Source organism: Bacteroidota bacterium, from assembly GCA_035506275.1.
Lineage (GTDB): Bacteria > Bacteroidota > Ignavibacteria > UBA10030 > UBA8401 > JAGVPT01.
The window spans coordinates 1-21,318 of the sequence record DATJPT010000001.1; the positions used below are offsets into that span (position 1 = coordinate 1).

16 protein-coding genes are annotated in these 21,318 nt (G+C 50.3%); 14 read left to right on the forward strand and 2 right to left on the reverse strand.

Annotated elements, in window-relative coordinates; genetic code table 11:
* Positions 1–1,096, reverse strand: a 1,096-nt coding sequence (locus tag VMF88_00005) for an FG-GAP repeat protein (protein ID HTY09425.1), incomplete at its 3' end; no start/stop codon positions are given.
* Between the two features lie 456 nt (positions 1,097–1,552).
* Between VMF88_00005 and VMF88_00010 the strand changes: the two genes are divergently transcribed.
* The 6 genes from VMF88_00010 to VMF88_00035 all read left to right on the forward strand — a co-directional run bounded on the left by VMF88_00010 (position 1,553) and on the right by VMF88_00035 (position 7,428).
* Entirely contained in the window at positions 1,553–2,560 is a 1,008-nt protein-coding gene (locus VMF88_00010) for a Gfo/Idh/MocA family oxidoreductase (protein HTY09426.1), read from the forward strand.
* Positions 2,523–3,179 (forward strand): DapH/DapD/GlmU-related protein, encoded by a 657-nt coding sequence (locus VMF88_00015; GenBank protein ID HTY09427.1) that lies wholly within the window; start codon positions 2,523–2,525, stop codon positions 3,177–3,179. The genes VMF88_00010 and VMF88_00015 overlap by 38 nt, the downstream gene beginning before the upstream one ends.
* Complete coding sequence (locus tag VMF88_00020; protein ID HTY09428.1) at positions 3,176–4,288, forward strand: DegT/DnrJ/EryC1/StrS family aminotransferase; 1,113 nt, start codon at positions 3,176–3,178, stop codon at positions 4,286–4,288. Before VMF88_00015 ends, VMF88_00020 begins: the two co-directional genes overlap by 4 nt.
* Before the next feature lie 16 nt (positions 4,289–4,304).
* A complete protein-coding gene (locus VMF88_00025) occupies positions 4,305–5,492 on the forward strand; it encodes a glycosyltransferase (GenBank protein HTY09429.1) in 1,188 nt (395 codons plus the stop codon).
* 282 nt (positions 5,493–5,774) lie between these two features.
* Positions 5,775–6,905, forward strand: coding sequence for a DegT/DnrJ/EryC1/StrS family aminotransferase (locus VMF88_00030; protein ID HTY09430.1), 1,131 nt, complete (start codon positions 5,775–5,777; stop codon positions 6,903–6,905).
* A 22-nt stretch (positions 6,906–6,927) separates the two neighbouring features.
* Positions 6,928–7,428 (forward strand): HAD-IIIA family hydrolase, encoded by a 501-nt coding sequence (locus VMF88_00035; GenBank protein HTY09431.1) that lies wholly within the window; start codon positions 6,928–6,930, stop codon positions 7,426–7,428.
* A 143-nt stretch (positions 7,429–7,571) separates the two neighbouring features.
* On the opposite strand, the gene VMF88_00040 is transcribed toward VMF88_00035, so the two are convergent.
* Entirely contained in the window at positions 7,572–10,367 is a 2,796-nt protein-coding gene (locus VMF88_00040; protein HTY09432.1) for a SpoIIE family protein phosphatase, read from the reverse strand.
* A gap of 98 nt (positions 10,368–10,465) precedes the next feature.
* Between VMF88_00040 and VMF88_00045 the strand changes: the two genes are divergently transcribed.
* From VMF88_00045 to VMF88_00080, 8 genes are all read left to right on the forward strand, one after another.
* The gene (locus tag VMF88_00045) at positions 10,466–11,890 is read left to right on the forward strand and encodes a polysaccharide biosynthesis C-terminal domain-containing protein (GenBank protein ID HTY09433.1); all 1,425 of its coding nucleotides are present in this window, start codon (positions 10,466–10,468) and stop codon (positions 11,888–11,890) included.
* Between the two features lie 511 nt (positions 11,891–12,401).
* On the forward strand, positions 12,402–13,421 hold the full coding sequence (locus VMF88_00050) for a glycosyltransferase (protein HTY09434.1): 1,020 nt from the start codon (positions 12,402–12,404) through the stop codon (positions 13,419–13,421).
* Positions 13,422–13,801: 380 nt separating this feature from the next.
* Complete coding sequence (locus VMF88_00055; protein ID HTY09435.1) at positions 13,802–14,551, forward strand: methyltransferase domain-containing protein; 750 nt, start codon at positions 13,802–13,804, stop codon at positions 14,549–14,551.
* Between the two features lie 199 nt (positions 14,552–14,750).
* Positions 14,751–15,722 carry a hypothetical protein gene (locus VMF88_00060; GenBank protein ID HTY09436.1) on the forward strand — a complete coding sequence of 324 codons (972 nt, stop codon included), beginning with the start codon at positions 14,751–14,753 and terminating at the stop codon, positions 15,720–15,722.
* Between the two features lie 49 nt (positions 15,723–15,771).
* A complete protein-coding gene (locus VMF88_00065; protein HTY09437.1) occupies positions 15,772–16,521 on the forward strand; it encodes a PHP domain-containing protein in 750 nt (249 codons plus the stop codon).
* Positions 16,514–17,782 carry a polysaccharide deacetylase family protein gene (locus VMF88_00070; GenBank protein HTY09438.1) on the forward strand — a complete coding sequence of 423 codons (1,269 nt, stop codon included), beginning with the start codon at positions 16,514–16,516 and terminating at the stop codon, positions 17,780–17,782. Before VMF88_00065 ends, VMF88_00070 begins: the two co-directional genes overlap by 8 nt.
* Positions 17,783–19,768, forward strand: coding sequence for an asparagine synthase (glutamine-hydrolyzing) (asnB, locus tag VMF88_00075; protein HTY09439.1), 1,986 nt, complete (start codon positions 17,783–17,785; stop codon positions 19,766–19,768).
* Entirely contained in the window at positions 19,758–21,269 is a 1,512-nt protein-coding gene (locus VMF88_00080; GenBank protein HTY09440.1) for a glycosyltransferase family 39 protein, read from the forward strand. Before asnB ends, VMF88_00080 begins: the two co-directional genes overlap by 11 nt.
* Positions 21,270–21,318: the final 49 nt, after the last annotated feature.

Here is a 21,318-nt window from a genome sequence, read left to right on the forward strand (position 1 = left end):
TATTGCTGCTGTCACTATAGCCGCCAACGATCACAGTGTTTCCGTCGCCGGAAATCGAAACGGCTGAACCTTGCAATGCATTGCCCGCCGCACCGATTCCAACCAGCTTGGTGCCTTGCTGCGTCCATGTTGCTCCGCTTCGTGTGAATATCCATGCTGCGCCCTTGTCACTGTTGTCAAAACCTCCTCCAATAATAGCTGTATTCCCATCGCTCGATAAAGAAACGCAATCCCCTTCCTGAGCTGGACTGACAACGCCAGATCCCACGAGCTTGTTCCCTTGCTGTTCCCAAACAGTGTCGCTTCGAGTGAATATCCACGCAGCCCCTACGTTCGCACTGTCACTGTTTCCACCTACAATAATCGTATTTCCGTCTGATGAAATTGCCACCGAAATACCCTGATACGCAAGGCCTGAGGCACCTGTCCCAACGAGTTTTTTCCCTTGTTGCCTCCAAATACTGTCGCTGCGAGTGAAGACCCAAGCTGCTCCTACAGCTGCGTATTGCTGGCCATTGTCTACCGGACCACCGATTACAGCCGTGTTGCCATCACCCGACAGATGGACCGAATAGCCGAAAAACGAACTCCCAATCGCATCGTTCGCAATAAGCTTTCCCCCTTGCTGCTTCCATACGTTCCCGTTCCTTGTGAATACCCAGGCTGCACCAGCTAATCCATTGTCATAGTATCCGCCGACAATTGCCGTGTTACCATCCCATGAGAGTGCTACCGACACACCTTGCGTGGAAACACCCGTAGCGCCCGATCCGACGAGCTTCGTTCCCTGCTGACTCCACACTCCGTTGACTCGATTGTAGATCCATGCCGCCCCAACGCCTCCGTTGTCTTCATGCCCACCGACAATGGCTGTATTGCCGTCACCAGAAAGGGCAACCGACGCCCCCTGATATGAAGCGCCCACTGCTCCAGTGCCGACAAGTTTATTTCCAACCTGATAAAATTGAGCCTGGACATTCAGAACAAACAAGAATGTCAAAATAGAGACCCAAAAAAAATATGAATGCATCATGACGATGATGCTTGGATGATGATTCTGAATTTTTCTTCTTAATGACATAATATCACGTTCCATGTTGTTCCTCCTCTGTCACAAATTCCGTAGTGTCAATATGCGAATCGGATCAATTATAATTGTCTCCATTACATACGTAAATCGAAAAAATCCAACGCTGTGGAAGATCGTTTTATGGGGAATCTTTCGCCTGGGTTTGTTGTCCCGACTGGGTCATACTCCGCTGAATCAACCAGGTGACTTCTGGGGGAAGAAATTTATGAAGAGTAAGGATGTGAAAGAATGCCCCATTTGCCCCATGTGCTGGGGAGTAGTGTATGATTAATTGCAATTAAATGCAAGTATGAGAATTTGACTCCGTTCCCAATCGGAGAATGGGAGCCAGTACACCCTTCCCCCAAACGGGCCAATCGTGAGGCTAGAACACTCCCCTTCCCCCGCCAACTTTGCAATTGCTTCGAAAAATGAATAAATTGGATGGAATTTTTAACGCAAAGATTCGGAAAAACGCTCACCATGAAGAAAATCACCTTTGGAATTATCGGTTGCGGCAGGATAGCCCAGCGGCATGCCGAGCATATCAGCAAAATGGCAGAGTTAAAGGCGGTCTGTGACGTCAAACAAGAAAGAGCCAAGGAACTGGGGACAAAATATTCGTGCCGTCAATATTTTAAGATCGACGATCTGCTGGCCGCAGAAAAGACGATCGACGTCGTTTCGATCTGCACGCCGAACGCATTCCACGCCGAACACACGATCAAGGCGCTTAATGCGGGGAAGCATGTCCTCTGCGAAAAGCCGATGGCGCTGACGACCTCGGATTGCCGCAACATGATCACCGCGGCGGAGAAGTCGAAAAAAAATCTCTTCATCGTCAAACAGAACCGCTTTAACCCTCCGATCGTGGCGATGAAAAAAGCCGTCGACGATGGGAAACTCGGGAAAATTTACAGCGTCCAATTGAATTGCTTCTGGAACAGGAACGACCGCTACTACGAAGAGTCGGATTGGAAAGGGAAAAAAAATCTGGACGGCGGGACGCTGTACACGCAGTTCAGCCATTTCATCGACTTGCTCTATTGGATGGTCGGGGATGTAGAGAGCGTCCAGGCGATAACGAAAAATTTTGCCCATCCGAAAACCGTTCAGTTCGAGGACACGGGAGTCGTTCTCGTCCGATTCGCAAACGGAGCGATCGGCACGATCAATTACACGGTGAATAGTTTTAAGCGGAATATGGAAGGGTCGATCACCCTCTTCGGCGAAAAAGGGACGATCAAGGTCGGCGGGCAGTATTTGAACGTGCTGGAACACCAGGCGATCGACGGCTATGAAATCAAGGACGTCCCGCAGGGGGCTCCGGCCAACGAATACGGGTTCTACCAGGGCTCCATGTCAAACCACGATAAAGTCTACGCGAACGTCATCGATGTTCTCTCGAACGACGCGCCGATCGCCACCGGCGGCGGCGAAGGAATGAAAACCGTTGAAATCATCGAAAAAATCTACGCGCAAAACGCTTAGAACTACTGCGACCTACAAGGTTCATCCCAACGTCGCTATCGGCCGGAACGCGGTGATCGAAGACTACGTCATCATCGGCGTCCCTCCGCGGGGGAAGAAATCCGGGGAACTGCCGACGACGATCGGGAACAATGCGGTCATCCGCTCTCACACGGTGATCTATGCGGGAAATACCATCGGGGATAATTTCCAGACCGGACATCACGTGCTGCTGCGCGAAGAGAATCGTATCGGGGACAATGTCAGCATCGGAACCTCGTCGGTGGTCGAACATCACGTGACGATCGGCTCAAACGTGCGCATCCACACCAGCGCCTTCGTGCCGGAGACATCGATTCTCGAGGATGGATGCTGGCTTGGACCTCATGTGGTCATCACCAATGCACTCTATCCTCTCTCTCCGAATGTCAAAAAAGAGTTAAAAGGAGCGATCGTCAAGAAGAACGCAAAGGTCGGGGCAAATGCGACGCTCCTCCCGGGGGTGACGATCGGGGAAAATGCTCTGGTCGGCGCTGGTTCGGTGGTCACAAAAGATATTCCCCCGAACAGCGTCGTCGCCGGGAACCCCGCCAGGACCATCAATAAAATATCCAATCTCCCGTATAAGAAAGTGCAATGAATATTCCTCTCGTAGACTTAAAGAGCCAGTACCTTTCCATCAAAACCGAAATTGACAATGCCATTCAAGGCGTGCTTAATCAGACCGATTTCATCGGCGGCAGCGCCATCAAGTCATTTGAAAAGTCGTTTGCAGAATTCTGCGGGATGAAATACGCGGTCGGGGTGGGCAACGGAACGGACGCGATCCACCTGGCGCTCCGGGCCTGCGGCATCGGAAGCGGCGACGAGGTCATCACGGCGGTGAATATTTTCATCGCCACCTCCGAAGCCATCACGGCAGCCGGCGCGAAGCCGGTCTTTGTCGACAACGATCCGTCGACATATACGATCGACGCGACAAGGATCGAGGAGAAGATCACTCCGAAGACTAAAGCGATCATCCCCATCCATCTTTACGGCCAGCCGGCCGACATGGAACCGATCCAGCAGATCGCAAAAAAGCATAACCTCATCGTCATTGAGGACGCGGCACAGGCGCATGGAGCGACATACAACGGAACGAAGGTTGGAAATTTCGGAAAGGCGGCCTGTTTTAGTTTCTATCCCGGAAAAAATCTCGGAGCGTACGGCGACGCGGGGGCCGTCGCAACGAACGATGAGAAATTCGCCGAGCATGTCAGAATGCTGGCCAACCACGGGCGCCTGGAAAAATACGAGCACAAGATAGAGGGGTACAACAGCCGGCTCGACACGCTCCAGGCGGCGATCCTCAACGTCAAGCTTCGCTATCTCGGTGAATGGGTCAAGCGGCGGCAACTTCACGCTTCACATTTTGATCGATTGCTGCGCGGTCACGATATTGTCTCGATACCGGCGGTCAGGAAAAACTCGACTCACGCCTACCATCTTTATGTTGTGCGGGTCAATAATCGCGAAAAGGTCCGCGCTCATCTCAAGGAAAAGGGAATCGCCACCGGCATCCATTATCCGATTCCTCTTCACCAGCAGCCTGCATACCGTTACCTGAATTATCGAACTGGCGACTTCCCCGTCGCCGAACGCTACGCGCCCCAGATTCTCAGCATTCCGCTTTACCCCGAGCTTACCGATGCTCAGGTTGAATATGTCGCCGCCGCGCTGATCGAAGCGTGCAAAACCAACCCGTGAACCGTGAGCGCCGCGTATGAAGAGCGGGTCAAAAGATCTTCTCAAACATAAGGACATTGTCCTCGTCACGCTTTCGGAATGGGATGGACCGCGGCGCATCCGCCATCACCTTGCAAATGAATTCGCTAAACAGGGGAATCGGGTCCTTTTCGTCGAAGCGTTTTACTCGCTCTCAAAATTCATTAAGAATCCCGACATCTCGAAGTTCTTCCGGTTTCTTCGCGCCCCCCGGGAAATAAGAAAGAATCTATTTATCCTCTCCGTCATTCCATTTCTGCCGTTAGGCGAATTCAGTTCGATCGTCAGCCGGATCAACTGGACTGCCGCGCGATTCTTCATGCGGCGGAAGATGAAGGGTCTCGGGTTCCGAGATCCGCTGCTCATCATCTTCGCCTATAATGCAAGCTCGATCGTCGGACACATGGACGAACATCTTTCGCTGTACTTTTGCAATGATGCCTTCGACAAATTGTATAATCAAGCATCGCTCCGGCACAAAGTCGTCTCGCTGGAACGGACGCTCATAAGAAAAGCCGATGCTGTCATCACCGTTTCGGAAAAATTGACGGAAGAAAAATCGCCGTATGCTAAAAGAATCTCCACGGTGCATCATGGCGTTGATTACCCCCTTTTCGAGGAAGCGCTCGGCAGCGGAGAAATTCCGGAAGAGTTGTCAACGATCAAAAAACCAATCGTCGGATATTCGGGAGTTGTACGCCACATCATCGACCTCGACCTGCTCGAGTACGTCGCCTCCTCCCGTCCGGAGTGGTCGATCGTTATCGTCGGCCCGGTGACCGAAAGCGACAGGCAATACTATGAAAAAGTAGATGCACTGAAAAGAAGGGGGAACGTTCACTTCCTGGGGGCGAAACCTTCTGATAAGGTCCCCAGTTACATCGGTCAATTCGATGTCTGCCTCCTTCCGTATACACTGGACGAAGTTTCAACGTACTATGCGGCGCCGCTAAAATTCTATGAATATCTAGCTGCGGGGAAGCCGGTCGTGTCGACGGTCGGTCCAAAAGGGAAGGAAGAATCTATCGTCCTTAACGCAACGACCAAAGAGTCGTTCCTCGCCGCGGTCGAGAAGGCATTCTCGTTGACCTCGGCACAGCATGTTCACGCAAGAAAAGAAGAAGCAAGACGGAACAGCTGGGAAGAACGGGTTCGCGAGATAGAAGAATTTATTGGGACAGTGTGAGGGACAGTTCATAGAGGGCAAACGAAACAATATCTCCACCATGACATACTGTGCGTCATGCCATGCGGATCTCAGCGAAGCATCCATGACTGTTCTACCGGAACAGCAGAATCTGCCATCTGAAATACCTGCGAGTGACCTTGCTGTAATGTCGCGGATCCTTCGATTTGTACTGAAAAGCGGGCCCGCTCAGGATGACAGAGACGATAGTTGAGTCCTTATGGATCTGATGCTACGATCTAACAATTTGAGAAAAACCAAATTCTTTTAGGAAGAGATACCATGTCAAAAGAAATCGGAAAAATCGACTTCATCGACCTTAAGGCGCAGCAGCGGCGCATCCGTGCTTCCCTTGAACTCCGCATCAACAAGGTCATGGACCACGGCGCATATATCATGGGACCGGAAATTGCCGAGCTCGAGGAAAAACTCGCCCGCTATGTCGGCGTGAAGCATTGTATCGTTTGCGGGAGCGGCACCGATGCTCTTCTTATGCCCCTTATGGCATACGGCATCAAACCGGGAGATGTCATCTTCACTTCTCCGTTCACGTTCATTGCAACTGCCGAAGTCGTGGCCCTCCTCGGCGCCACTCCCGTGTTTGTCGATATCGACCCGAAAACATACAACATCGACCCGGTCAAACTGGAAGAAGAAATTCAGAAGTTTGTGAAAACGAACCCCGGAAAAAAAGCACGGGGAATTATTCCCGTCGACCTCTTCGGGCAGACAGCCGACTACGATCCGATCGGGTCGGTTGCAAAAAAACACGGCCTGTTTGTTCTCCAGGATGCGGCGCAATCCTTCGGGGCCACGTACAAAAAAAGAAAAGCAGGAAGCATGGGCGATGTTGCGGCTACTTCATTCTTTCCCGCGAAGCCGCTCGGCTGCTACGGCGACGGCGGCGCGGTCTTCTGCAACGACGACGCAATGGCGGAGAAACTCCGCTCCATTCGCGTTCATGGCCAGGGAAGCGACAAATACAACAATGTGCGCATCGGGATCAACGGCCGGCTTGATACAATGCAGGCAGCCGTCCTGCTGGCGAAAATGGAGATCTTTGACGAAGAGATCGGGCTGCGAAACAAAATCGCGGCGCGGTATTCTGAACAACTCAAAGGACACGCTGTAACGCCGTATGTCCGCGAGGATTGCGTCAGCGTGTGGGCTCAATATTCACTGTTGACCGAACACCGGGACGAGATGCTGCAGAAGTTGAAATCCAGAGGAGTTCCGACGGCGATCTATTATCCGAAGCCGCTCCACTTGCAGGAAGCGTTCAGCGGCCTTGGATACAAACGGGGACAATTTCCGGTGAGCGAGCGGACCGCCGATTCCGTATTCAGCGTACCGATGCATCCGTATCTGACCGAAGAGGTGCAGGATCATATTGTCAAAGCAATCATTGAATGACAAATTTCACCACAGAGAACCCATGATAAATAAATCGCTTCTCCCCCGCCTCAAAAAGATCAGAATGCTCGCAACCGACGTCGACGGCGTGCTCACCGATTCCGGGATGTATTACTCGGAACAGGGGGACGAGCTGAAAAAATTCAGCACGCGTGACGGAATGGGACTGGTGCTCCTCCGCAGCGCGGGATACAAACTTGCGATCGTCACGAGCGAAGACACGAAGATCGTGGAACGGCGCGCCGCAAAGCTGAAGATCTCCGACCTTGTGCAGGGCGCCCGCGATAAGGTGGCGTCGATGGAAATGCTGATGAAGCGTCATTCGCTGACGTGGGATGAGGTCGCATACATCGGGGACGACATCAATGACCTTGAAGTGATGAAGCGCGTGGGGTTTGCCGCGACGCCGGCCGACGGAACCGACGACAATAAAAAGGTCGCGCACTACATCACGAAGAAAAAAGGGGGGGAAGGGTGTGTCCGGGAGGTCTGCGACATGCTGCTGGCGTTGAAGAGGGGGTAATCAGCGGAAAGAGGGCAAATTTCGACTTCGTAGATCAGACATTCTTGTCTGACCGAATCTCAGGACAGGCGGTATCCGAAGGATGCTTCAAACGGACAAATGCCTGTCCTACGAACATAAATTCCTAATCGCGTTGCTGCTGATCAGCGGGACGATTTGACGACGACCAGCGTCAGGTCGTCGTGCGGTTCAGCGCCGGCGCGAAACTTCTGGACCGAGGTAAGAATCGATTTCTGCAGATCTGCTGCGGTGAGCGTCCGCCCCGATTGCACGACCTTGTGCACGGTCTCTTCGCCGAATTGGTTATTTCTCTCGTCCATGGCTTCAGTCAATCCGTCCGTGTAAAAGACAAAGATCCCGTCTTTGGTGAGGGGCTTGCGGATCTCCTGCAGTTCCTCCTCAAAAATTTTCCCGCGTTCCAACCCCAGACCGATGCCATGTGCGTCAAGGAATTGCAGCGTGCCGTTCACCCCGATCAGGGCTTTATTGTGCCCGGCGCGGCAGATGCGCACTTCCTTTTTCTGCAGGTCGAAGACGGCAAGGATCATCGTAATGAATGCTTTCCGCTCCATCCCCTCGAAGATCCGGCGGTTGATATGGACAAGCATTTCTTTCGGCGTTTTGTACATGTGGGCGGCGAGCTGCACCATTCCCTGGATCTTCGACATGTACAGCGCCGCCGACATTCCCTTTCCCGAAACATCGGCAACGGCGACGAGAACTTTTTTTGCCCCCAGCTGGATGTAATCAAAATAATCCCCTCCGACCGACATAGCGGGAATTGAAATTCCGGACATGTCAAGGCCTTTGACCGCCGGAATTTTCTTCGGGAGCAATCCTTCCTGGATCCGGCGGGCGATGTCCAGCTCGTGCTTGATCCTCTCCCGCTCGGCAAGTTCTTCGTACAAAAACGCATTCTCGATAGCCACTGAAGCCTGCTTCCCGGTCGAAGAAAGGAGCTGCAGATCCTCCTGCTTGAAGGTCGACTCCGATAATTTTTCTCCGACGAAGACCGCGCCGATCAGCTTCTCCTTCGACCGGATCGGGATGACGTACTGGAATTCTTGCTGACGAAAATTCTCTTTGATGTCCACCGGCAGATAATCGACGCTGAATTCCCCCTTGAATTTTTGGATCGCCTCCACCAGTCGTCTGTCGGTGAGGAGGCAGAATCTTTTCCACGAAGTGCCGTCAAAACCCTGAGTCTCCGTGCAGCAGCAGGTGTGTTCGTCCCGGAAGAAGACGATGCCGGCGCGCTTCAGCTTCATCAGCTCGCTCAGTTTTTCCACGATGCCGCGGGCCAGGTCCACCATGCCCAGCCTCGTCCCCATCACCTCGGCGAGTTCATTTGCGGCGCGGCGATAATCGTAGCGGGCACGGTCATACAGCCGGTCGATGAACTCCTGCCCCTTTCTTCCGACAAGTCCGATCGCGAGCGTGAGCAATCCGGCCACTGCCATCAATACCGCTTTTTCGAACGGCTCCTGCTGCCCCGGCAGCGACGGCGTGCTGAGAATCTCAATCGACGTCCCCGTGAGCCTGACGTTGGGCAAATTTAATTTAACCTGCGGAAGGGTGAGGAGGATTTCGATCGCGGCCGCGGCCAACGCCAAGATCCAGGCCCATGAAATAATGGAGTATTGAATATTCCGCCGCACGCGCAGGTCAAGGTCAAGCAGCCGGTACCGGCCGATGGAGTAAAGGTGCGATAATGGAATGGCGGCCAGGAAGGCTCCCATGTACCCGAAATATGTCTGGCTGCTTGTCGTGTTGACGAGGTATCCGCACACGATCACAAGCACCATCGCAACGACCGAAACCCAATTGATGATGCGGGATAGTTTTTTGTACTCATGGCCGGCCTGCTTCCAGAAGAAAATCGAGACGGCGGCGATCGCCAGAACCATAATGCCTATGCACAGCAAGGCGGTATTTCCTTTGAGCAGCATCGTCGCCGTCACCGACAAAGCGGCAAGCACATACATGACGATCCGCAGCCACGGGCGCGAGAGCAGCTCCGGCCTTTCGATAGGAAAGTAGATCCTGCTGTGAAACGTGAGCGCGATGCCAAAGAAGAGGGCACAGACCATCGTAAATCCGCGCACCAGAACGAACCAATCGACGTAGACGTCCCTTTGAAGGAGCGTCACGACAACGAAAAATCCGAACACGAGGAACGAAAGTCCGAGGAGCCGGGCGGCCTTCAGTCCCGGGCGCTTGAGCGACAGGAAGGTTCCGGTGACCATATACAATATTCCCGACAGGAAGACGACGAGAAGCGAGATCGGAAACCCGAACGCGGCAAGGGTGACGTTCAGCCGCAATGTCTGATTGCCGCGGAGGATCTCATAGACGATCGACTTTCCGATCTGTCCCTGCCGCATGATGGAATCAGCTTGAAGAACATTGTTGAACCCATGTCCGTTGATCCTCAGGATCAGGTCGCCTACCTTCATGCCAGCGCGGTCCGACGCCCCCCCTTCGGTCACGTCGCAGACGTTCGCTGTCGGAGGAATGACCCGCACCAGAGCGGAAGAAAACCCCCGCTTCCGGACTTTGAGGATCATCCGGGCTGTTTCGGTCGACCGGTCGACCGTCACGACAAGTGAATCACCCGCATTCTTCGCAACGATGCCGTCAACATCCGAAGGATCCGAGACGCTGTGATCGTTCACCGAAACAAGAAGGTCTCCAACGCAGATTGAATCGACGTTGCGCGGCGCTACTGTTGCCAGGGCGATATAGGAGGATCTCTTGACGACAGCGCCCGGGAGACTCCTGACAAAATAGAGGGTCGACGAAGAATTCATGAACAAATTCTCATCGGTCGGCGAGCTGGCGTAGCGATAGAATGCGACTCCACCGAACGCGAACAAGTACAGTGCCAGCGCGCCGATCAGAATCCTGACAACACGGGGATGTTCGTCAAAATATTTCATGGAAATGGCAGTTTTCGTTTCATGAATATACGAAAAATTGAAGAAATCGTTGCAAAGATCGTGCTTAGAATGGTTTTTTCTGCTTTTTTTGATATATTATGCATGTTAAGCAGGGTTTTTTATATGGTTTCACTTATCGACACCAAGAATCCCCCTATTTCTCACGCTTGATGGGCGTCCTCGGAAAGAATTATCTCCATACCGTAGCCACGAACGTAATTCTTAAACTCGTGTTCGGCTTAGTGATTGGCATTGTTACCGCACGAGCCCTTGGGCCGGAAGGACGTGGTGAATACAACCTTCTTGTTCTTATAATCACTACACTCACTACGCTTCTCAATTTCGGGATTCCCGGTTCAAATACTTACTTCCTGGCGAGCAATCGTCTTGGACTGGAAAAACTCATGCGGGGTTCTTTTCTTCTAGCAATCGGCGCAAGTCTAGTCTCCTTGCTCTTGCTCTATGCAAGCTATCGAACAGGGCTTCTAGCGCATCTATTCCCAATTGAAAAGTTAACACCTACGATTTTAAGCTCACTAGTTATAATTCCAGTCGCCTTCTTCAATCTATTCGCACAAGGTATAATTATCGGGGAAAATAAAATTTTTCTCAACAATTACCTATATCTTGGTAGTCAAGGCATGCTTGCATCGACGCTTCTGCTGTCGTATGTCTTCGGGATGCTTACCGTGCCTCTGGCGGTAATTTTATTTTCCGTGAGTAATTTTGTGACTTTTACTATGATCATTGTTGCTTATCGGTCGACAATATTTACTCGCTACAAGGTGGGGATGACATGGACCGACTACAAGAATCTACTTCGATTCTCATTACCACTTCAAGCCGGAGTGATATTGCAATTCCTGAATTACAGGCTTGACGCATTCCTTGTGAATGCGTTTCTGGGAACCTTTTCCGTCGGGATTTATGTCCTCGCAGTGAATTTGGTGGAAATCCCATGGCTCCTTTCTGCATCAATGGCATCGGTCCTGTTCCCAACGGTAGCTTCAAACCATCAGCAGTCTAAAAAAATTTTGGCGAAAGCAGCAACAGCAACGTTTGCCGTAACGCTGGTTGGAGGAATTCTCGCGTTCTTTCTCGCTCCTTACTTCATTGTCGTATTATTTAGTGAAAAATTTGCTGCATCTGTGCTGCCTTTTCAAATCCTTCTTCCTGGAATTGTAATCTTTAGCATTACAAATGTTCTCGCCTCTTATATGGCGGGTGTCGGAAAACCCGGATTCAACACCCTCATTGCTTTGGTCGCATTGGTATTTACTATTGTCCTAGACATTACCCTGATCCCTCGAATTGGAATACCAGGTGCCGCGATTGCTTCCTCTTTTTCCTACTGTGTTTCTACTCTGTTTTCTCTCATCTTGTTTGTGAGAATTTCTAAATTGAGCGGACGGGAATTTCTTGATTATATCATATCATTTCGTAATGATTTCCGAAGTATAAATGCGCGAATTCGAACTAAAATACTAGCGATTATGCCGCAAAATTTGTCCGGCAAGTCATAAACTGCCTAATCAAAGAATTCGATGAACATCCTCCTTAGGCCGATTGCGCTAAGATTCGAGCTCACCACTCTCAGCAGTCGGGCAGTGATTTTTTAATGAGCTAATAAAGAAAAGTTACGGAATATGAAATGACTTTGCCGCTTTTCCCGCGTTCCCAAAGGGGCGTTATGCCATTATTATGGCAGCTTTATATGGCTGCATCTCATCAAATGAGAAATCCTTTCGCGCCAATGCTATACCAAAGCTCTAATAGGCTCGGGTATGGCTCTTGTTAAACAACCAAGAGTCGTTGAGAACCTTAACTCGACGACGCCTTGATATGTGGCAACTAGTTTTGGAGCAAAGAGCTTCAATTTCCTGCATAGAACGATCACAATTCAATTTCATCTCGATGATTTTGGCAGATTCATAGTACGCCAAGTAATGGAAGATAACTCTACCAAGGACCATTCTTAGGCTTAAATTTTCAACCATTGGGGGATTTTGATATCATTACAAGAGAATTAGAAAAATGCGTAATAAAATACTAATTATTTGTCACACTGAAAGATCTCCTTTCGTGCCCCTTGATGCCTCGATACTCTCCGCTCACTACTCGGTTGAGATTCTGGGTATAGAGCGATTGCGAAAACCAAAACTACTTTGGCTTGTGGGCACCCTCTGGACCAAGTTGATCCATGGCGATATTGCTTGTGTTATGATGTGGTTCTCGGTTCCGCACCTTGCACCGGTCATCGTTGCCTTCTCGAAAATGTTTGGAGCACGTGTCGTTGTCATTACAGGTGGATTTGATGTTGCGTATGTTCCCGGAATAGCATGGGGCGAAATGGGAACATGGTGGAAGCGATGGTTGCAGCGGCTCACCCTTCAGCGCGCCGACCGCGTCCTGCCATTTTCAAATTTCTCACGCCGCGACACTTTGCGATTTTCTCCCGAGAACAGGACAGAGACTCTTTATCCGGGTGTTGACATAAAGCGTTACAAGCCATCCGGACAGAAGGAAAATTTGGTGATCACGGTGTGTAATGGTATCGGACGATTTACAGTTATTCAAAAAGGTCTGGACATTTTTTTGCAATGCGCACGTGCATTGCCGGAATATCAGTTTCTCATCATAGGTCAATTTAACGTTGGCGACGAAATCGGACAATCCTTTAAGGAGTCCGCCCCCACAAACGTGAATTTTGTGCCCCGTTATGTTTCCGAGGATGAATTGGCCGTATTCTATCAGCGCGCTAAGGTTTATGCTCAGTTGTCAGCGCACGAAGGGTTCGGCGTCGCGTGCGCAGAGGCGATGGCATGTGAATGTATCGCGGTTGGTACACTTAATACATCATTGCCCGAAGTGATTGGAGAGACAGGCTATCTGGTGCAGTATGGCGACCTCTTAGGGGCTGTTTCGGCAATCAGATCAGCAATGACGAGCATGAAGAACGGGAGTGAGGGTCGGAAGAGAGTTGAGACGAATTTTTCAGTCGAGAGGCGATCGTCCCGGTTACTCGAAATCATGGACCAGGTCATTCGGCAATGACCGATCAATTTTGCTGTCACTCAGAATTTCCGATAACTTTTGCAAAGTTCGAAATTCCTTTATTTCTGTTTTGAATCAAGAAATCCAACTCATTTTTTACCTGGATTAAAAGCGCGCGGCAAAATTGAAGACATTCATGTTTGCCGTGGATAGTGCGCTTATCATTTAGTTGAGAATCCATGATAGATCCTTCCTGTATCGTTTGTAAGGCGCAACCAATTAGAAGGTTCAAAAAAAGAATATTTGATTCTGTTGAATCATATATCTATGAATGCCCTTCGTGCGGTTTAGTGTGGAGGGATCCTATCCCCACCGCTGAGCAACTTGAAAACTATTACTCAAGCAATACATTTCGATACCCGGACAAGGTGCAAAAGGAAATGGCCGAAAGCCAGCGAGACTTCATATTACGAGCCATGTCAAAATTGCCGCACCCCCCATCATTCAGATTCGTCGAGTATGGTGCGGGAAATGGATGGCTCGTCAAGATTATGTCTGGATTACCTTGGATTTCTTTTGCGGCGGGAATTGAACCCGATCTGGAATCTGTCATTCAAGCAAGAGAGTTTCTGCGTGTAAACATGTACAATGGATTCATGGGTCAATATCCTTTACCTCATGATGATCACTCTGAACCCACACTTGTTGCCCTCTCACATGTGATGGAGCATTTACCCAACCCTCTCTACGCCTTGGACTTTTTTATCCAGACATTCCCAAAGCATTTTTTGTTCATAGAGGTCCCAGATGGCAATCTCGAAAAGAAAGCCATTTTCGCGGACCTTTTTCTACCGACTTCGCTCGACCAGCATTTGTGGGAATTCGATCACGAAAATCTGACTCGGATGCTGCAGAACAAAGGATATACAATGATTTGTAGCGAGACGATAGGTGCAAAAGGTTTTTGGAAAGTCTCCATGAAATCAAACAGTATCATGCGGATGCATATTGACATTTGTGATGAGTGGAATAGAACGGGCAGGGGGCCGGGTATCAAAACTCTCAGACGATATGCTCGACTTATGCTAGAGTTGTTCCATTTCCTTATTCTTGCTGCGGTTTCTAACGTACGTGCGTTTCGCAGGTCGGATTATCCCTCCTTACGGATTATCGCCTCATATCAGAAATAAACGACTCAATTCATCAATGGCGAATATATTGGTAACGCAATCAGGAATGAAACATAGCATTGGAATGATGCGGTCGTTAGCTCGTCAAGGACACGCGGTGTATGGCCTCATAAATCCGGGAGAAAAACAACCTCTGTCAAAGTATAGCAGATATTGTCGGCAAGTATATAATGTGCACCAGGAGGACGAAGAGGCGTTCGTGAAAGATATTTTTCGCCTTTTGGAGAAATATACATTCGATGTGTTAGTCCCTATCGGATTTCCCGTCACTCATTTCGTTGCAAAGCACCAGATCGAAATCAGCCAATATGCCAAGATTGTCGTGCCTAACATCGAATCAGAAGAGATCGCTTGCGATAAGTTCAACATTCAAAAGATCGCCATGAATGTGGGGGTGCCAACACCCAAAACGTTTCTTATCAAAAATACTGAAGATATTGCCGATGCTATAAAAGAAGTTGGACTTCCAATAATCATAAAAGGAAGGCGGGAAAGCGGGAAAGGAATTGTTGCGACGGCGAATAGCAAAGTAGAGGCTTTTCATCAATTCTATTCTCTCGTCGAGAAATACGATCTGGCGCAGGACGATTACCCTATTGTGCAGGAATTCATTCACGGCTGGGGGTGCGGATTTTTTGCAATATACGAACAGGGAGAGTGCAAGAGGATATTTATGCATCGGCGCATACGCGAATATCCGCCAACAGGAGGGGTGAGTTGTTGCGCATGCTCATTCAACGATCCTCATCTTGAGCTCTACGGACGAAAACTTCTGGACGCTCTGCATTGGAACGGGGTTGCAATGGCTGAATTTCGATACGATGAGAGCAAACATGATTACTCATTGATTGAGGTTAATGCAAAATTTTGGGGTTCACTGGAATTAGCATTAGCAGCCGGCGCCGACTTTCCGGCCGATTATGTAAAAATCGCTACCGGCCAAGAACTTGATTACACAAGTGAATACAAAATGACGACGTATCAATGGTTACTATCAGGAGATTTTTTGCATGGCCTCAAACGACCATCGGCCATCCCCTTCATAATAATGACCGCGTTCAATCCTAGAGTCCATAAGGATTTTTTAGGCATTGATGACCCTTTCGTCCTGATCATTCGGTGTCTCAAATTGTTAAGGGACTCCATACTTGTAATATTCAGATTACGTTAATTTCTCTAATGGCGTATATTCTGGAATGAAGTAATACTCGATGACTAATATGCGTACTCTCGCGTTTCATATACACACATCTGCTTCTTACGACTGTTTTGCTTCTCCGGCTACGGTCCTGCACTATTGTCGGGATCATAAGATTCAATCGATATGTGTCACTGACCACGATACAATCCAAGGTTCAATCCAGGTGGCAAAACTTGCCAAAGAATATGGAATTCAGGTAATTATTGGTGCCGAGTATCATACCGAAATCGGAGATATCATTGGATTGTTTTTGCAAGAGGAGATTACATCCAGAAAATCAATAGAGGTCATTCGAATGATCAAGGGACAAGGTGGAATTTCCGTCCTTCCTCATCCTTTTCAAAGTCATACATTGAACGACGAGATATTAAACGCAGTGGATGTCATCGAAGTTTTCAACTCCCGGTGCGGGTCAGAGCAAAATGCGCGGTCACTCGAACTAGCCCGGCGTTTGGACAAACCAATGGTCGCAGGGGCCGATGCTCATTTCACCAGCGACATCATGGATTGTGTCATCTCGTTTTCTATCGATCGCGAGTTGATTCCAAATGATTTTTTATCCACTCCTCGATCGTGGGCGGCTGTATCAACCAACCCCCTCCGGATGCGATTATCACAGGTTACTAAATCGGTTAAAACAAACAACCCGTCGCTAATGGTCAGCTCGGTTCGCAGTTTTATCTACACAACAATCCACGAACTAGTTCTTCCGCCACGGTGGAAAAGGGAAATGGTTCGAAATGAATGGAAAAGAGGAGCAAATGCCTGAAACCAAACACAGTACGAGAGATCAGCACTCGTATCGATTCATTCTACGTGTTCTCAACGGCATTGTGCCTATTAATGAAATCGATCCCTCGATTTTGTCGGACACTTTCCGTGAGATCGCGCGACTGGAAGAAATTGAAAAACCGATTCGGGACACATGGGGTAATTGGGATTGGCAGTATGCGGACGCACAAAGGAATGGGACATTGTATCAGCCAACGCTCGACAAGAAGATTTCTAAGTTACAAAAGCAGTTGAAAAAACAATTGCCTTATCCTCGATGGCCTAATGGTAAGAAATTTGCCGTTTGCCTGACTCATGACGTGGACTTTGTCTCTCAAATTGCATTGAGCCGGAAAGCCGCATGGCAAGCTCTCAACGGCATGAGGCGTGCGAAAATTACGCCACTCAAGAAATCGACAAATGTGGTCCGGCTTCTTGGCCAATTCATGCTGCAGCCTCTGCTTAGGAGGGGGAAAAATGATCCACTATGGAAATTCGAGCAGTGGCTTGAATTAGAAAATTCTTACGGTTTCCATTCGACCTTTTATTTTTTTCCTGCGCCGGGTTCGCACGTTCACGAATGGGATTGCTCATACCAGTTATCAGATAGTATTGTTTACGGCCGTAAAAAAATGTCAGTGCAGGAAATGATTCATGAAATTGACAAGGCGGGTTGGGAAATAGGGTTGCATGGAAGTTATCATTCGGCGTTGAATGAAAAATTACTTTCCGCGCAAAAGGCAGAAATAGAGGACGCTACTGGAAAAGCTATCATCAGCACACGCCAGCATTATTTGCATTACGATGTTCGCCTGACACCGAACCTTCAAGAACGCGTCGGTTTCAAAACTGATTCAACTCAAGGATTCAACAGATCAATAGGCTTTCGGGCGGCAACCAGCTTTCCTTACACCTGCTGGAACCACGCAGAAGAACAGCCATTGTCAATACTTGAAATTCCTCAACATATTATGGACGGGGGTTTATTTACTAATAATGCTTTAGAATATGACGCTGACCTTGCGATAAAGCACTCGATCCAATTGATGGACGAAGTTGAAGCTGTGGGAGGGTGTTTAACTTTGAGCTGGCATCCACACAACATTGTAAATGAAATGTGGTGGCAAGTCTACAAAACGCTGATTGAAGAAGCCCATCATCGAAATGCCTGGGGCTGCTCAGCCGGTGAGATCTACAATTATTGGGAAAAGAATGAAACAGCCATAGTACAATCATCGCACGCTGAAATAGGACAATAAATGTGCGGCATTACAGGAATACTGTCGCGGCAAGGCGGGCAGATCGACCCCGCAACACTCCTCTCCATGACGAACAGCATCCGCCACCGCGGTCCGGACGATGAGGGGTACCTTCTGGTTGACATGGCCTCCGGCAAGTGCGAGCAGCGGGCGGGAACCGGCTCCGTTTCTGCCGCCAAGGAACTCCATCACTCTATCTCTGCTTCGTCGCCGGACTCCTTTTCCCTCGGACTCGGCTGGCGCCGCTTAAGCATCATCGACCCTTCCCCTTCCGGACACCAGCCGATGTCGAATGCTGATGGTACCGTGTGGCTGATCTTTAACGGAGAGATCTATAATTACATTGAACTCCGGGAACAGCTTGCCGTGAAGGGATATCGGTTCAGGACGAAGACTGATTCAGAAGTCATCATCCATGCGTATGAGGAATGGGGAACCGAATGCCTCTCCCGCTTCAACGGGATGTGGGGATTCGCGCTGTGGGATAACCGAAAGAAAACCTTGTTCTGCGCACGGGACAGATTCGGCGTCAAGCCGTTGTATTATTTCAAAAACGATAACACGTTTGCTTTCGCCTCCGAGATCAAAGCCCTGCTGATTCACCCCGGCGTTGCACGCAGGACCAACGATCAGATCGTCTATGATTATCTGGCGTACGCCGTCATTGACCATACGGACGAGACATTCTTCTCCGCCATCAAGCAGCTCCCCCCCTCCCACTATCTCATCGCCGATGCCTCGGGTCGATTTACGGTCAACCGGTATTATACGTTGGCGTGCAATGACGAGCCCGGCAGTTACGACGAATCGCACAATAAAAAATTTGCGGAACAATTCAAGGAGCTGCTGTATGATTCAATCAAGCTCCGGCTGCGCACCGATGTGCCGCTGGGAAGCTGCCTGAGCGGTGGGCTCGATTCTTCCACTATTGTCTGCATCGCGAACGAACTGATGTTCAAGAACGGTGTTATCGACCGGTCGCTCATCGGCGAACACCAGAAAACGTTCACGGCAGTCTACGACAATGCCGCATTGAGCGAGAAGCCGTTTGTCGACCGAGTCATCGCCCGCACAAACGCCGAACCGCATTTCGTCCGGCCGGATGGGAAGCTGCTGTGGGAAGAACTGCGAAAGGTCGTCTACCATCAGGATGAACCGTTCAATTCGACGTCCGTCTACGCGCAGTGGAACGTGATGCGCCTTGCGTCGGAGCACAAGGTGACGGTGTTGTTGGACGGCCAGGGGGGGGACGAGCTGCTCGGCGGTTATGCATGGCACACACCGATCTACCACTCACAGCTCCTTCGCCGCGCCCGTCTCGGCGCTCTTCTAAACGAATTGGCCGGAACTAGGTCCGTCACAAATCTGCCGGTATATCGGCAACTCGTTGCATTGCTTGGGAAGACCGGCAGGGATTTTCTTCCTTTGTCGGCATATCAACAGATCGTCCCCGGTATCGCCCTGATGGATCCGGAATTCTCATCCATCCACGGAAAGAAATCAACGGTGGTCGAAAAACGGAATGACAATCTTCAGGCGCGCCTGCTCCAGGAAGAAACAGCTTTCAACCTCCAGCAGCTCCTTCATTACGAGGACCGGAACTCAATGGCATTTTCGATCGAAGCGCGCGTCCCCTTCGTCGACTACCGCGTTGTCGAATACGGGATGAGCATTCCCGTTTCGTACAAAATTCACAACGGCTGGTCGAAGTATCCGCTGAGATCCGCCGGGGAAGGGATATTGCCGAAAGAAATTCAGTGGCGCAAAGATAAAATGGGCTTCGTGACCCCGCAAAACGAATGGATGGTGGGCCTGCTCCCCGCAATTCGCTCCTTCCTTAGGGACGAGCCCCTTCGCTCACGGCGATTCTTCGATCAGCCCGGACTCCAGAAACGGCTTCACAGCGATCCGCCGTCGATTGCCTACCCCGTATTGTGGCAGATCCTCAACCTCGAAATGTGGATGAGAGTTTTCGATGTCGAATAGCCTTCTTGCGACGCTCAAAGCGAATGCGGCGGAACACAGATCGTTTCTCCTCCTTATGGTGTTCTATGTTCTGCTCTCGACATTCATGCTGGATAACTATCCGCGCGTATGGGTCGATGAGCCGTGGGAATCGATCACCGCATCGACGCTTATCCATGAGGGAAAGATGTACAATCCGGTCCTTGAGAACTACATCGCGTTCGACAAGATTTTGCTTCAGCCGCGCCTCTTCTTGAGCCTTGCCCTGGCCCCCTCCTACGCTCTCTTCGGCGTTGGACCGGCGCAGGGGAGAGTCGTGTCCGTTGCCTGCGGGGCATTGTTGATCGCCGGGGTATATCTCTTCACGAAAAAATTCTTTTCACAACGGGCGGCGCTAGTGGCGGTGTGGTTCACGCTGATCGAAACGATGATGTTCTTCGTGTATCGAACCATCCGTCCCGAAATCTATCTTGCCACCCTCGAACTGTTTTCGCTCCTCTTCTTTTTTTCCGGCATTGAAACCGGACGATCGAGGAATTTCTTCTGGTCGGGGTTGCTCTCCGGCATCGCTCTCTGGACCCACCCTAACGCGCTCCTTCATTTGATCGCACTCTCCGTCGTTCTGCTTCTGACGTACAGAGCGCGCACGTTCACCTCGCGAGGCGCCTGGTTTGTTGCCGCAGGCGTTGCTGCCGGCGTTTTTCCTTATCTTGCGTACGTGGCCGTCAACGATGCACAAAATTCATTTGCAACATTTTACCTTCAGCTCGACAACCGAACCGGAGCGCTTGGACAATCCCATTGGCTATCCAACAGCCTTGCCGGCGAATGGGGACGCGTCCTCGAATATATGCGATTTCCGTACAGAGCTCCGATCGTCCTGGCCTTCGCCGCCGGATGGGGGTATGCTATGTTGTCCAGAAAAAAACCGTTACGTACTCTTGCCATCGTTCTCGGCGTTGAAGCGTTGTGCTCTTTCTTTTTCATCTCAAGCAAAACGGTGCTTTATTCAACCTCGGTTCTGCCCCTGCTGTGTATCATCGCGGCAGGAGGCATCGATGAGAACCTTGGGGAACTGCAAGCGCTTCCGGGAAGATTCCGACGGGTTTTCCGTTCGCGGTATTGGAAGGAATCGCTCGCAGGGGCGCTTTTCATCATTCTCTCTCTGAACCAGCTCGCCGGCGACGCAAGCTTGTTGTGGCAGCATAGATCTTGCTCATATTCCGAAACGATCGGACGTCTTCAATCCGCGATCCCGCAGAATGCGCGCGTGTGGGGGTCAATCACCTTCTGGTTCGGGTTCCAGCACCAGCCGTTCCGCTGCCAGTATACCTATTTGCGGGAGGTCGAAAGATTCAAGCCGGAGTATATGATTACTGGAGACGCGGAAACGTGGGGAAAGGATTTTTGGAGATCCGTCCGCGACCAGGCAGAAGAGATCGTCAAGCAGCGCGGAACGCTGGTCGCAGAGCTTCCCGAAAATTGCTACGGAAAATTGCGCGTCTATCATCTGCATTGGTAGGAGGCCCTCCAGTTGAATCACACATGCATCTTCGCTATCTTGGTACCGT